Source organism: Pseudoalteromonas sp. RB2-MNA-CIBAN-0110 (genome assembly GCF_040309305.1).
In the GTDB taxonomy this organism is placed as follows: domain Bacteria; phylum Pseudomonadota; class Gammaproteobacteria; order Enterobacterales; family Alteromonadaceae; genus Pseudoalteromonas; species Pseudoalteromonas arctica.
This window is the reverse complement of record NZ_JBEOOQ010000019.1, coordinates 1-14615: the sequence shown is the minus strand read 5'-3', so window position 1 is coordinate 14615 and position 14615 is coordinate 1. Positions and strand designations below refer to the sequence as shown.

8 protein-coding genes are annotated in these 14615 nt (G+C 43.0%); all 8 read left to right on the top strand.

Annotated elements, in window-relative coordinates:
- Positions 1–210: 210 nt before the first annotated feature.
- The 8 genes from rplJ (at position 211) to tuf (ending at position 14247) form a co-directional block, all read left to right on the top strand.
- The gene (rplJ, locus tag AAEY68_RS10880) at positions 211–705 is read left to right on the top strand and encodes a 50S ribosomal protein L10 (protein ID WP_002958881.1); all 495 of its coding nucleotides are present in this window, start codon (positions 211–213) and stop codon (positions 703–705) included.
- Between the two features lie 76 nt (positions 706–781).
- The gene (gene rplL, locus AAEY68_RS10875; RefSeq protein ID WP_002958882.1) at positions 782–1144 is read left to right on the top strand and encodes a 50S ribosomal protein L7/L12; all 363 of its coding nucleotides are present in this window, start codon (positions 782–784) and stop codon (positions 1142–1144) included.
- Positions 1145–1415: 271 nt separating this feature from the next.
- Positions 1416–5441: a DNA-directed RNA polymerase subunit beta gene (gene rpoB / locus AAEY68_RS10870; protein ID WP_007580127.1), complete on the top strand. Its 4026-nt coding sequence runs from the start codon at positions 1416–1418 to the stop codon at positions 5439–5441.
- A 104-nt stretch (positions 5442–5545) separates the two neighbouring features.
- Positions 5546–9721 (top strand): DNA-directed RNA polymerase subunit beta', encoded by a 4176-nt coding sequence (rpoC, locus tag AAEY68_RS10865; RefSeq protein ID WP_007580130.1) that lies wholly within the window; start codon positions 5546–5548, stop codon positions 9719–9721.
- A 194-nt stretch (positions 9722–9915) separates the two neighbouring features.
- Entirely contained in the window at positions 9916–10290 is a 375-nt protein-coding gene (gene rpsL / locus AAEY68_RS10860) for a 30S ribosomal protein S12 (RefSeq protein WP_002958885.1), read from the top strand.
- Positions 10291–10387: 97 nt separating this feature from the next.
- Positions 10388–10858 (top strand): 30S ribosomal protein S7, encoded by a 471-nt coding sequence (rpsG, locus tag AAEY68_RS10855; RefSeq protein ID WP_010555004.1) that lies wholly within the window; start codon positions 10388–10390, stop codon positions 10856–10858.
- Positions 10859–10885: 27 nt separating this feature from the next.
- The gene (gene fusA, locus AAEY68_RS10850; RefSeq protein ID WP_024593793.1) at positions 10886–13000 is read left to right on the top strand and encodes an elongation factor G; all 2115 of its coding nucleotides are present in this window, start codon (positions 10886–10888) and stop codon (positions 12998–13000) included.
- 62 nt (positions 13001–13062) lie between these two features.
- Positions 13063–14247 carry an elongation factor Tu gene (gene tuf / locus AAEY68_RS10845; protein ID WP_024589451.1) on the top strand — a complete coding sequence of 395 codons (1185 nt, stop codon included), beginning with the start codon at positions 13063–13065 and terminating at the stop codon, positions 14245–14247.
- The last annotated feature ends 368 nt before the right edge of the window (positions 14248–14615 follow it).

Sequence of the window (14615 nt, the reverse complement as noted above, 5' to 3'; positions counted from 1 at the left end):
TTCGGGGTTAACGATAAATTGGGCTTCCGTCCAAGACCGTAGGTGGCTTCGGCCTTAATATTCACCTACGTAGACGGTGTAGACCCCAGATAGATTTTTCCTAATCCTTCTGGCTCTCGCCGTAAAAAGCATCTCTACCTTGTTTGGTAGGGAAGAGTAGAACAGGGGAATCCGATAATCGGTATCCCCATTAAACCAGGAGTAACACCCATGGCTTTAAATCTTCAAGGCAAAAAAGCAATAGTTGCTGAAGTCAACGAAGCAGCCAATGGTGCTCTATCTGCAGTTGTTGCAGATTCTCGTGGTGTAACAGTTGGCGCAATCACTGCCCTTCGTAAAGAAGCTCGTGCAAATGGTGTTTGGATGAAAGTTGTCCGTAACACTTTAGCAAAACGTGCTCTTGAAGGAACAGATTTTGAGTGTCTTTCTGATTCATTTGTTGGTCCAAGCTTAATCGCTTTCTCATCAGAGCACCCAGGTGCTGCTGCGCGTATCTTTTCAGATTTCGCGAAAAAGAATGAGAAATTCGAGCTTAAAACGGCCGCTTTTGAAGGAAATGTTGTTGATGCAGCAATGCTTGCTACATTACCTACATACGACGAAGCTGTTGCACGCTTAATGAGTGCTATGAAAGAAGCGTCTGCTGGCAAATTGTGTAAAACAATTGAAGCAGTACGTGTACAGAAAGAAGAGCAAGCTGCTTAATTTTAAGCTGTTTAATCTCACTTTCGGTGTAAAATTTATTTGGACGTAATGTCCGTTAATTATTAGGAAATTTGTAATGTCTGTATCTAAAGACCAAATCCTTGACGCAATTGCTGAAATGTCAGTAATGGACGTTGTTGCTCTTATCGAAGCAATGGAAGAAAAATTCGGCGTAACTGCTGCAGCTGCAATGGTAGCTGGTCCAGCTGCTGAAGCTGCTGAAGAGAAAACAGAATTTGACGTAATCCTTACTGGCGCTGGCGCTAACAAGGTTTCTGCAATCAAAGCTGTTCGTAGCGCAACTGGCCTTGGCCTTAAAGAAGCGAAAGCTCTTGTTGAAGCTGCTCCTACACCTGTTAAAGAAGGTGTATCTAAAGAAGAAGCTGAAGCACTTGCAAAAGATCTTACTGAAGCTGGTGCTGAAGTTGAGGTTAAGTAATTTAGCTTTTGCTAAGTTCGCTGCCTGAGAAATCAGGCAAGGGCTGGTGATTATTTAATCACCGGCCTTTTTGCGCTATAGAGTGATGCACTCTTTTAGCTCAAATAAAATCTGATTTTTTCTTTACTTTCAACGCTTTATAGTTTGCTAGTGTTAAAGTGGGATCTAATTAGAACAACAGTTAAATGTTGTAAAATCTTGGCATAGCTGCCAGTTAAGTCTGTTCTTACAAGAACAGGTCGGGTCAAAGATCAGCAAGCTGAGGAACCCCATGGCTTACTCTTATTCTGAAAAGAAACGTATCCGTAAGGATTTTGGTAAACGTCCACAAGTTTTGGATATACCTTTTTTACTGTCTACACAGTTAGAATCGTTTAAAAAATTCTTAGTGCCGGACGCTGATGGCGATCATGGTTTGGAAGCTGCCTTCCGTTCTGTGTTCCCTATTAAAAGCTACTCGGGAAATTCTGAGCTTCAATACGTAAGTTACCGTATTGGTGAGCCAGTTTTCGATGTAAAAGAATGTCAAATTCGCGGTGTGACTTATTCTGCTCCACTTCGCGTGAAACTGCGTCTTGTTGTTATGGACAAAGAAGCACCAGGCACAGTTAAAGACATTAAAGAGCAAGAAGTTTACATGGGCGAAATTCCGCTCATGACAGATACCGGTACTTTTGTAATCAATGGTACAGAGCGTGTTATCGTTTCTCAGCTACACCGTAGCCCTGGTGTATTCTTTGATAACGACCGCGGTAAAACCCATTCATCGGGTAAAGTATTATATAACGCACGCGTTATACCTTACCGTGGTTCATGGTTAGACTTCGAATTTGATGCAAAAGATAACTTATATGTACGTATTGACCGTCGTCGTAAATTACCGGCGTCTATCATCCTACGTGCACTAGAGTATTCTAGCGAACAAATCCTAGATATGTTCTTCGATAACACTACGTTTGAAGTAACGAATGGCAAAGTTCTTATGGAACTTGTACCTTCGCGTTTACGTGGTGAAACTGCCGCTTTTGATATCAAGAGCGAAGACGGTGAAGTATTTGTTGAAAGCGGTCGTCGTGTTACGGCTCGCCACATCAAGAGCATCGAAAAGAAAGGCATTAAGCAATTAGAAGTACCACATGAGTACATCATTGGCCGTATTGTAGCTAAAAACTATGTTGATGAGTCAACTGGTGAAGTTATTGCAAATGCAAATGACGAGCTAACTCTAGAGCTAATGGCTGAATTGGTTAAAGCCGGTTACACTAAAATTGATACGTTATATATCAATGAAGTGGACAGCGGTGCTTACATGTCAAATACATTAAACATTGACTCTGCAAGCAGCCGTTTAGAAGCACTAGTAGAAATTTACCGCATGATGCGCCCAGGCGAGCCACCGACGAAAGACGCGGCTGAAGCCTTATTCCAGAACTTGTTCTTCTCTGAAGAACGTTATGACTTATCTACTGTAGGTCGTATGAAGTTCAATAGCCGTGTTGGTTACGATACAGACACAGGCCCTGGCACATTAAGCAAAGAAGACATTGTGTCTGTTATGAAAGTATTAATTGCTATTCGTAACGGTCAAGGCGATGTTGATGATATCGATCACTTAGGCAACCGTCGTATACGTAGTGTTGGCGAAATGGCTGAGAACCAATTCCGTGTTGGTCTAGTACGTGTTGAACGTGCTGTACGTGAGCGTTTAAGCTTAGGTGACCTTGACGCAATAATGCCACAAGATCTTATTAACGCTAAGCCTATTTCGGCAGCTGTTAAAGAGTTCTTCGGCTCGTCTCAGTTATCACAGTTTATGGACCAAAATAACCCACTATCAGAAGTTACGCATAAACGTCGTATCTCTGCATTAGGTCCGGGCGGTCTAACTCGTGAACGCGCAGGCTTTGAAGTACGTGACGTTCACGTAACTCACTATGGTCGCGTATGTCCAATCGAGACTCCTGAGGGTCCAAATATCGGTCTAATTAACTCGTTGTCTACGTACGCACGTACAAATGACTACGGTTTCTTAGAAACACCTTACCGCAAAGTGGTAGACGGTGTTGTAACTGATGAAGTTGATTATTTATCAGCCATTGAAGAAGGTCAGTTTGTTATCGCACAGGCGAACTCAAACTTAACTGAAACCAATGAGTTTGTTGATGAACTTATCCCATGTCGTCACAAAGGTGAATCTACCTTTATGGGTCGCATGGACCAGCAGTATATGGATGTATCACCACAACAGGTGATCTCTGTAGCGGCAGCACTTATCCCGTTCCTAGAACACGATGATGCTAACCGTGCATTGATGGGTTCAAACATGCAACGTCAAGCAGTACCAACATTGAAAGCGGATAAGCCGTTAGTAGGTACTGGTATTGAGTTAACACTAGCGAAAGATTCTGGTGTAACTATCGTTGCTAAACGTGGTGGTGAAGTAATGTATGCTGACGCAAGTCGCATCGTTGTAAATGTACATGAAGAAGAACGCATTCCTGGTGAAGCGGGCATCGACATCTACAACTTAACCAAATACACACGTTCAAACCAAAATACATGTATTAACCAAAAACCAACTTGTATGGTTGGCGAACCGGTTACTCGTGGTGACGTGTTAGCAGATGGTCCTTCGACTGACTTAGGTGACTTAGCCCTTGGTCAAAACCTTCGCGTGGCATTCATGCCATGGAACGGTTATAACTTCGAAGATTCAATCTTGTTATCAGAGCGCGTAGTTGAAGAAGATCGTCTAACGACTATCCATATTCAAGAACTACAGTGTGTTGCCCGTGATACTAAATTAGGTCCAGAAGAGATCACTGCAGATATCCCGAATGTGGGTGAGTCTGCGCTAGGCAAGCTTGATGAATCAGGCGTTGTATATATTGGTGCTGAAGTTAAAGGCGGCGATATCCTAGTAGGTAAAGTGACTCCTAAAGGCGAGACACAGCTTACACCTGAAGAGAAGCTACTGCGTGCTATCTTCGGCGAAAAAGCGTCTGACGTTAAAGACAGCTCTTTACGTGTACCAAATTCTGTAACTGGTACTGTAATTGACGTGCAAGTTTTCACCCGTGATGGTGTTGAAAAAGATAAACGCGCGTTAGAAGTTGAAGACATGCAGCTTCGCGAAGCGAAGAAAGACTTCAACGAAGAGTTCCGTATTTTAGAAGCAGGCGTTTTAGACCGTGCACGTAAGCTACTTATAGCTGCTGGTTTTGATGAAGATAAACTTGCATCTCTAAATGCTGAAAAAGTACTTACGCAAAGCCTTGCTGAAGAAGACAAGCAAGCTGAGCTTGAGCAACTAGCTGCACAGTACGATGAACTTAAAGCTGAATACGATAAGAAGTTTGAAAACAAACGTCGTAAAATTACCCAAGGTGATGACTTAGCACCAGGCGTACTTAAGATTGTTAAAGTATACCTAGCTGTTAAACGTCGTATCCAACCGGGTGATAAAATGGCGGGTCGTCATGGTAACAAAGGTGTTATCTCGACTATCGTACCAGTAGAAGATATGCCTTACGATGACAAAGGTCGTACGGTAGATATCGTATTGAATCCACTAGGTGTACCATCACGTATGAACATCGGTCAGATCCTTGAAACACATATGGGTCTTGCTGCACGTGGTATCGGTGAACGTATTGAAGAGATGATGAAAGAGCAACGTGAGCTTCATGAGCTACGTGACTTCATCAAGCAAGCATACGAAATTGGCGAATCTCGCCAAGTTGTAGATATTGCTAGCTTCACTGATGACGAAATTCGTCGTCTAGCTGAAAACTTAAAAGGTGGTTTACCAATAGCTACTCCTGCATTTGATGGCGCGAAAGAAAGCGAAATCAAAGACATGCTTGAGCTTGCGGGCTATCCTCGTAGTGGTCAGGTTACACTTTATGATGGCCGTACTGGCGATCAGTTTGAACGTCAAGTAACTGTTGGTTACATGTACATGCTTAAACTTAACCACTTGGTTGACGATAAGATGCACGCACGTTCTACTGGTTCTTACAGCCTTGTTACTCAGCAGCCGCTGGGTGGTAAAGCACAGTTCGGTGGCCAGCGTTTTGGTGAGATGGAAGTATGGGCACTTGAAGCTTATGGTGCTGCTTACACTCTACAAGAAATGCTAACAGTGAAATCGGATGACGTGAACGGTCGTACTAAGATGTATAAAAACATCGTTGATGGTAACCATAAAATGGAACCAGGTATGCCAGAATCGTTCAACGTATTGTTGAAAGAAATCCGCTCACTGGGTATCAACATCGAGTTGGAAGAAAATTAAGCCAATTAGATGCTGCAGTTAACGCTGCAGCATCTGTTACGGCTGAATAGAATGTAGGGACGAGATTATCCGTCCTCAAGATTAACTCCGACAGGAGAGCTAAGGTGAAAGACTTACTTAAGTTTCTGAAGCAACAAAATAAGACCGAAGAATTCGATGCAATTCGCATTGGTCTTGCTTCACCAGACATGGTTCGTTCATGGTCATACGGTGAAGTAAAGAAACCTGAGACTATTAACTACCGTACTTTCAAGCCTGAGCGCGATGGCTTATTCTGTGCCCGTATTTTCGGCCCAGTGAAAGATTATGAGTGTTTATGTGGTAAATATAAACGCCTTAAACACCGTGGTGTGATCTGTGAAAAGTGTGGCGTTGAAGTAACACTCACTAAAGTGCGACGCGATCGTATGGGTCATATCGACCTTGCGAGCCCAGTTGCACATATATGGTTTTTAAAATCATTACCGTCACGTATTGGCTTAATGCTAGATATGACGCTTCGTGATATTGAACGTGTTCTTTACTTCGAATCATTCGTAGTAACTGAACCTGGTATGACAACGCTTGAGCGTGGTCAGTTATTAGGTGAAGAAGAATACTTAGATTCACTAGAAGAGCACGGTGATGAGTTTGAAGCTAAGATGGGTGCTGAAGCAGTTTTAGACTTGCTTCGTGAACTTGATCTTGCTCAATTAATTGCTGAGATGCGTGAAGAGTTACCAACAATTAATTCTGAAACTAAGCGTAAAAAAATCACTAAACGTCTTAAGTTAATGGAATCGTTCCACCAATCAGGTAATAACCCTGAGTGGATGATCATGACAGTACTTCCAGTATTGCCACCTGATCTACGCCCATTAGTACCATTAGACGGTGGTCGTTTTGCGACATCTGATCTAAATGACCTTTACCGTCGTGTTATTAACCGTAATAACCGTCTTAAGCGTCTACTAGATTTAGCAGCACCAGACATTATTGTACGTAACGAAAAACGTATGTTACAAGAAGCGGTAGATGCGCTACTTGATAACGGTCGTCGTGGTCGTGCAATTACAGGTTCTAACAAACGTCCTCTTAAATCTCTTGCTGATATGATCAAGGGTAAGCAAGGTCGTTTCCGTCAGAACTTACTTGGTAAGCGTGTAGATTATTCAGGCCGTTCTGTAATCACAGTTGGTCCTACACTTAAGCTTCACCAATGTGGTCTTCCTAAGAAGATGGCACTAGAGCTATTCAAACCATTCATCTATGGCAAATTAGAACGTCGCGGCATGGCTACGACAATCAAAGCTGCTAAGAAGATGGTTGAACGTGAAGTTCCGGAAGTATGGGATGTACTTGACGAAGTAATTCGTGAACATCCAGTATTACTTAACCGTGCACCAACACTTCACCGTTTGGGTATCCAAGCGTTTGAGCCTGTGCTTATCGAAGGTAAAGCGATTCATTTGCATCCATTAGTATGTGCGGCTTACAACGCCGATTTCGATGGTGACCAAATGGCGGTACACGTACCGTTAACAATCGAAGCGCAGCTTGAAGCTCGTGCATTGATGATGTCAACAAACAACATTCTATCTCCTGCGAATGGTGAGCCAATCATCGTTCCTTCACAGGATGTTGTATTGGGTCTTTATTACATGACTCGTGACCGCATTAACGCTAAAGGCGAAGGCGCGATATTTAAAGATCCAAAAGAAGCAGAAAAAGCATACCGCAGTGGCAATGCAGACCTTCACGCAATTGTGAAAGTACGTATTAGCCAATCAGTTAAAAACGAAGACGGCGTAGTAGAAGATACTATTACTGTTATCGATACAACTGTTGGTCGTGCGATTCTGTCTCTAATTTTACCTAAAGGCATGCCGTTTGCGTCAATCAACCAGCCGCTAGGTAAAAAGCAGATTTCTGGCTTATTGAATGAGTGTTACCGTCGTCTAGGTCTTAAAGATACAGTTATCTTTGCTGACCAAGTTATGTACACCGGTTTCCATTATGCAATGAAGTCAGGTGTTTCTATCGGTATTGATGACTTAGTTATCCCACCGGTTAAAGCACAGATAATTGAATCAGCTGAAGCTGAAGTTACTGAAATCAACCAACAATTCCAATCAGGTCTTGTAACGGCTGGTGAAAAGTACAACAAAGTTATCGATATCTGGTCACGTGTAAACGAAAACTTATCACGTGAGATGATGTCTAACTTGTCGAAAGACACAGTTATCAATGCACAAGGTGAAGAAGTAGAGCAACCGTCATTTAACTCAGTGTTTATGATGGCCGACTCAGGTGCTCGTGGTAGTGCTGCACAGATTCGTCAGTTGGCGGGTATGCGTGGTCTAATGGCACGTCCAGATGGTTCAATCATCGAGACTCCAATCACAGCTAACTTCCGTGAAGGTCTAAACGTACTTCAGTACTTCATCTCAACGCATGGTGCGCGTAAAGGTCTTGCCGATACAGCACTTAAAACAGCAAACTCGGGTTACCTAACGCGTCGTCTAGTAGACGTTGCACAAGATTTGGTAATCAATGAAGATGACTGTGGCACAGAAGATGGCTTAACAATGAAACCGCTTATTGAAGGTGGTGATGTTGTAGAAGCACTTCGTGAACGTGTTCTAGGTCGTGTTGTTGCTGAAGATATTGTGATTCCAGGTACTAATACAGTGCTTGTTGAACGTAATATCATGCTAGACGAAAAACTGTGTGATCTTTTAGAAGAGCATTCAGTAGATGAAGTTCGTGTACGTTCTGTTATCACTTGTGATAATGACTTTGGTGTTTGTGCTAACTGTTATGGTCGTGACCTAGCACGTGGTCATATCATCAACGCTGGTGAATCAGTGGGTGTTATCGCGGCACAGTCAATTGGTGAGCCGGGTACACAGTTAACAATGCGTACCTTCCACATCGGTGGTGCGGCATCTAGAGCATCTGCAGAAAATAATGTACAAGTTAAAACTAACGGTACATTAAAACTTCATAACTCTAAGTACGTATTAAACACAGACGGTAAGATTGTTATTACCTCTCGTTCTACGGAAATTACTATCATTGATAGTCATGGTCGTGAGAAAGAGCGTTATAAAGTACCTTACGGTGCGGTATTAACAGTGCAAGACAATGCTGAAGTTCTAGGTAACGATATCGTTGCTACTTGGGACCCGCATAGTCACCCAATCGTTCTTGAGCATAAATCAAAAGTATCGTTCAGCGATATCGATGATTCAAATACTGAAGCACAGACTGATGAGCTAACTGGTTTAACCCGTGTAGTTGTAAAAGATCTTGCTAAAGTAAATACGAAAGAACCAAAGCTTATCATCGAAAGTGAAGAGCGCGGTCTGCAAGAAACACGTCTTCCTTCATTCACGACGATTGAAGTTATTGACGGCGTTACAGCAAACCCAGGTGACGTGTTAGCACGTATTCCGCAAGAAGGTTCGAAAACTCGTGATATCACGGGTGGTCTACCACGCGTAGCCGACTTATTTGAAGCTCGTAAGCCAAAAGAACCAGCTATATTAGCTGAAGTAACTGGTACAATTAGCTTCGGTAAAGAGACTAAAGGTAAGAAGCGTTTAGTTATTACTCCAGCTGAAGGTGATCATTACGAAGAGATGATTCCTAAATGGCGTCAACTTAACGTGTTTGAAGGTGAGCAAGTGTCTAAAGGTGAAGTTATCGCCGATGGTCCTGAATCACCGCATGACATCTTACGCCTACGTGGTGTGACTCATGTTGCTAACTATATCGTTAACGAAGTGCAAGAGGTTTACCGTTTGCAAGGCGTTAAGATCAATGACAAGCACATTGAAACAATTATCCGTCAAATGTTACGTAAATGTACCATTATGCACGGCGGTGATACTGACTTCTTAGCCGGTGAACAAATCGAAGTGGCGCGCGTTAATATCGCAAACCGTGACCTTGAAAAACAAGGTAAGATACCAGCTAAGTTTGAAATCCAGTTAATGGGTATCACAAAAGCATCACTAGCAACAGAATCTTTCATCTCTGCAGCGTCTTTCCAAGAGACAACACGTGTTCTTACAGATGCGGCAGTGAATGGTAAGAGCGATGAGCTTCGCGGTCTTAAAGAAAACGTAATTGTGGGTCGTTTGATCCCAGCCGGTACCGGTTTTGCGTATCATCAAGAACGTATGGCTCGCCGTAAACAAAGCAAAGTAGTAGTAGAAGAGCAAACAGTAAGTGCAGAAGAGGCAACTCAAGCACTTACAGACGCTCTAAATGCTGATTTGTCTGGAAATCAATAAACTGTTCTTAATCAATAGATTAAGTGATCGCAAGTCAGTTATATGCTGTCTTGCGGTTAGTTTAGGTTGACAGGTTAAACTTTGCTCATTAAAATTCCGCCACCCATTTACTTGTGTGCTTAATGCAGGCTCGTAAATAAAGGGCGGATTTTTTATTTTTTTCAGTAGTAATTTTAATTTCAGGAGCTATTTAAATGGCAACTATTAACCAGCTAGTGCGTAAGCCACGCCGTAGCAAGGTTACGAAAAGTAACTCAGCTGCACTAAAAGCGTGTCCGCAAAAGCGCGGTGTATGTACTCGCGTATATACAACTACACCTAAGAAACCAAACTCGGCGTTACGTAAAGTAGCACGTGTACGTTTAACTAACGGTTTCGAAGTAACTTCATACATTGGCGGTGAAGGTCATAACCTTCAAGAGCATAGTGTAATCCTAATCCGTGGTGGTCGTGTTAAAGATTTACCAGGTGTGCGTTTTCACACTGTTCGTGGTGCACTTGACTGTGCAGGCGTTAGCGATCGTCGTCAAGCTCGTTCTAAATACGGTGCAAAACGCCCTAAAGGCTAATTGTTTTCCGTTAGTAAGGCCAAGCACTAAATATTTATAATTATTGTTTTGGGTGATTGACTCGAAAGAGCAAACCTGAATAAACCGGAGATACAAAATGCCTAGAAGACGCGTAATCGGTCAACGTAAAATTCTTCCAGATCCTAAGTTCGGATCGGAACTTCTTGCTAAATTCGTTAACATCGTGATGTTAGACGGCAAGAAATCTACTGCTGAAAAAATTGTTTATGGTGCGCTAGACGTGGCTGCTGAGAAATCAGGCAAGTCGCACCTAGAAATCTTTGAAACTGCACTTGATAACATCCGCCCACAGGTAGAAGTTAAATCTCGCCGTGTTGGTGGTTCAACTTATCAAGTACCAGTTGAAGTACGTCCAGTTCGTCGTAACGCATTAGGTATGCGTTGGTTAGTAGACGCTGCACGTAAGCGTGGCGAAAAATCTATGGGCTTACGTTTAGCTCAAGAAATCGTTGACGCTTCTGATAATAAAGGCACTGCGGTTAAGAAACGTGAAGACGTTCACCGTATGGCTGAAGCGAATAAAGCATTCGCTCATTACCGTTGGTAATCTGTCTTTAACCTTTAAGAGGATCATATGGCACGTACAACTCCACTTGAGCGCTATCGTAATATAGGTATTGTCGCTCACGTAGATGCAGGCAAAACCACCACAACAGAACGTGTTCTGTTCTACACGGGTCTTTCTCATAAGATCGGTGAAGTACATGATGGCGCTGCAACTATGGATTGGATGGAGCAGGAACAAGAGCGTGGTATCACAATCACTTCTGCTGCAACAACGTGTTTTTGGAAAGGGATGGACGCTCAATTTGACGCCCATCGTATCAATATTATTGATACTCCAGGACACGTAGATTTCACTATCGAAGTAGAGCGTTCTTTACGCGTATTAGATGGTGCGGTAGTTGTTCTTTGTGCTTCATCTGGTGTACAGCCGCAAACTGAGACAGTTTGGCGTCAAGCGAACAAATACGAAGTTCCGAGAATGATCTTCGTAAATAAAATGGATCGCACGGGCGCTGACTTCTTAGCTGTGGTTAGCCAGGTGAAATCTCGTCTTGGAGCAACGCCTGTTCCAATTCAGTTGCCTGTAGGCGCTGAGGACGACTTTAAAGGTGTTATTGACCTTATAAAAATGAAAGTGATTAACTGGAACGAAGCGGACCAGGGTATGACTTTCTCTTATGAGGCAATACCGGCAGAACTTCTGGAATTAGCTGAAGAATGGCGCTCTCACTTAGTTGAAAGCGCTGCTGAAGCAACAGAAGAACTAATGGATAAATACTTAGAAGGTGAAGAGTTAAGTGAAGCAGAAATTAAAAATGCTTTACGCCAACGAACATTAGCTAATGAGATTGTTCCAGTTACTTGTGGTAGCGCATTTAAAAACAAAGGTGTTCAAGCTGTGCTTGATTGCGTTGTTGAATATATGCCCTCACCAGAGCAAGTGAAACAAATCCAAGGTATCTTAGAAAATGGTACTGAGGAAGAACGTCCAGCTAATGATAAGGCGCCGTTTGCTGCACTCGCTTTTAAGATTGCAACAGACCCGTTTGTTGGAACCTTGACCTTTTTCCGTGTTTACTCTGGTACTGTTAAACAGGGTGACACGGTATATAATCCAGTAAAAAGTAAGCGTGAGCGACTTGGCCGTATCGTACAGATGCATTCAAACTCTCGTGAAGAGATCAAAGAAGTTTTCGCAGGCGACATCGCGGCAGCTATTGGTCTTAAAGACGTAACAACAGGTGAAACACTGTGTGATCCGAGTTCTATTATTACGCTTGAGCGTATGGAATTCCCTGAACCAGTAATCTCTATTGCGGTTGAGCCTCGCACTATAGCTGACCAAGATAAGATGGGTATCGCGCTGGGTAAACTAGCTGCTGAAGACCCTTCTTTTCGAGTACAAACTGACGAAGAATCAGGCCAGGTTATAATCTCTGGCATGGGTGAACTTCACCTAGATATCATCGTCGACCGTATGAAACGTGAATTCAGTGTTGAATGTAACGTTGGTAAGCCGCAGGTCTCATACCGAGAAGCTATTCGTTCAACTGTTAAGGTTGAAGGGAAGTTTATACGTCAGTCAGGTGGTCGTGGTCAATATGGTCACGTTTGGATTAAACTTGAACCGATGGATATTACGGATGATGAGTCACCAATTTACGAGTTCGTTAACGAAACCGTAGGTGGTTCTGTTCCTAAAGAGTTCGTCCCTGCGGTAGACAAAGGTATCCAAGAGCAAATGTCTCAAGGTGTACTGGCAGGCTACCCATTACTTGGCGTTAAAGCGACTTTATATGATGGTTCATTCCATGATGTAGATTCGAATGAAATGGCATTTAAAATAGCAGGTTCACTGGCAATGAGAGATGGGGCGCTTAAAGCTAACCCTGTACTACTAGAGCCAGTAATGAAGGTTGAAGTACTCACTCCTGATTCAAATATGGGTGATGTAGTTGGCGACTTAAACCGTCGCCGCGGCATAATCGAAGGCATGGAAGATGCATTAGGTGGACTTAAGCAAATTAATGCGCAGGTTCCTCTTTCTGAAATGTTTGGTTATGCAACTGCTTTACGATCTGCAACACAGGGCCGTGCCTCATACTCTATGGAGTTTGTGAAGTACGCTGAAGCCTCTAAAAACGTTGCAGATACAATAATTTCAGCTCGCGCTGTTATATAATTTTAGCTTGTCTGGCTCAATAGTGAGTCAGGCTTTAATTTCTTTATTAGGAATTTTTTAAGATGGCAAAAGAAAAGTTTGAACGCGTAAAACCGCACGTAAACGTTGGTACAATCGGCCACGTTGACCACGGTAAAACTACACTAACTGCAGCAATCACTAACGTACTTGCAAAAGTATACGGCGGTGTTGCTAAAGATTTCGCATCAATCGACAACGCTCCTGAAGAGCGCGAACGTGGTATCACTATTTCAACGTCTCACGTTGAATACGATACTCCTTCACGTCACTACGCACACGTAGATTGTCCTGGTCACGCCGATTATGTTAAAAACATGATCACTGGTGCTGCTCAAATGGACGGCGCGATCTTAGTAGTTGCTGCGACTGATGGCCCTATGCCACAAACGCGTGAGCACATCCTTCTTTCTCGTCAAGTTGGCGTTCCTTACATCATCGTGTTCATGAACAAATGTGACATGGTAGATGACGAAGAGCTACTTGAACTAGTAGAAATGGAAGTTCGTGAACTTCTTTCAGAATACGATTTCCCAGGTGATGACTTACCTCTAATTGCTGGTTCTGCGCTTAAAGCGTTAGAAGGCGAGAAAGAGTGGGAAGATAAGATTGTTGAGCTTGCAAACGCACTTGATACTTACATCCCAGAGCCAGAGCGTGACATCGATAAGCCATTCATCATGCCTATCGAAGACGTTTTCTCAATCCAGGGTCGTGGTACTGTTGTAACTGGTCGTGTTGAAGCTGGTATCATCCGCATCAATGACGAAGTAGAAATTGTTGGTATCAATGATACAACTCGTTCTACTTGTACTGGTGTTGAAATGTTCCGTAAGCTTCTAGACGAAGGTCGTGCTGGCGAAAACATCGGCGCACTTCTACGTGGTACTAAACGTGAAGACGTTGAACGTGGTCAAGTACTAGCTAAGCCTGGTTCAATCAACCCACATACTACATTCACTTCAGAAGTATACGTACTTTCGAAAGATGAAGGTGGTCGTCATACTCCATTCTTCAAAGGTTACCGTCCACAGTTCTACTTCCGTACAACTGACGTAACTGGTGACGTACAGTTACCAGATGGCGTAGAAATGGTAATGCCTGGTGATAACATCAAGATGACAGTAACTCTAATCGCACCAATCGCGATGGATGAAGGTCTTCGTTTTGCTATCCGTGAAGGTGGTCGTACTGTAGGTGCTGGTGTTGTAGCAACTATCGTAGCGTAATTATTAGCCTAGCTAATTGTTACCAAAAAGCCCGAGCTTAGTCTCGGGCTTTTTAATGTCTAGAATAAAGTGTCATATGAAGGTGGCGCTCTTACTTTAGGCGTAGGTGCTTTGTAGTAACGTTCAAAGCGTAATTATTAGCCTAGCTAATTGTTACCAAAAAGCCCGAGCTTAGTCTCGGGCTTTTTAATGTCTATAATAAAGTGTCATATGAAGGTGGCGCTCTTACTTTAGGCGTAGGTGCGTTGTAGTAACGTCCAAAGCGTAATTATTAGCCTAGCTAATTGTTATCAAAAAGCCCGAGCTTAGTCTCGGGCTTTTTAATGTCTAGAATAAAGTGTCATATGAAGGTGGCGCTCTTACTTTAG

Excerpts from the sequence above, each read along its gene's own strand:
- rplJ (WP_002958881.1), top strand. The coding sequence starts at position 211 with ATGGCTTTAAATCTTCAAGGCAAAAAAGCAATAGTTGCTGAAGTCAAC.
- rplL (WP_002958882.1), top strand. The coding sequence starts at position 782 with ATGTCTGTATCTAAAGACCAAATCCTTGACGCAATTGCTGAAATGTCA.
- rpoB (WP_007580127.1), top strand. The coding sequence starts at position 1,416 with ATGGCTTACTCTTATTCTGAAAAGAAACGTATCCGTAAGGATTTTGGT.
- rpsL (WP_002958885.1), top strand. The coding sequence starts at position 9,916 with ATGGCAACTATTAACCAGCTAGTGCGTAAGCCACGCCGTAGCAAGGTT.
- rpsG (WP_010555004.1), top strand. The coding sequence starts at position 10,388 with ATGCCTAGAAGACGCGTAATCGGTCAACGTAAAATTCTTCCAGATCCT.
- fusA (WP_024593793.1), top strand. The coding sequence starts at position 10,886 with ATGGCACGTACAACTCCACTTGAGCGCTATCGTAATATAGGTATTGTC.
- tuf (WP_024589451.1), top strand. The coding sequence starts at position 13,063 with ATGGCAAAAGAAAAGTTTGAACGCGTAAAACCGCACGTAAACGTTGGT.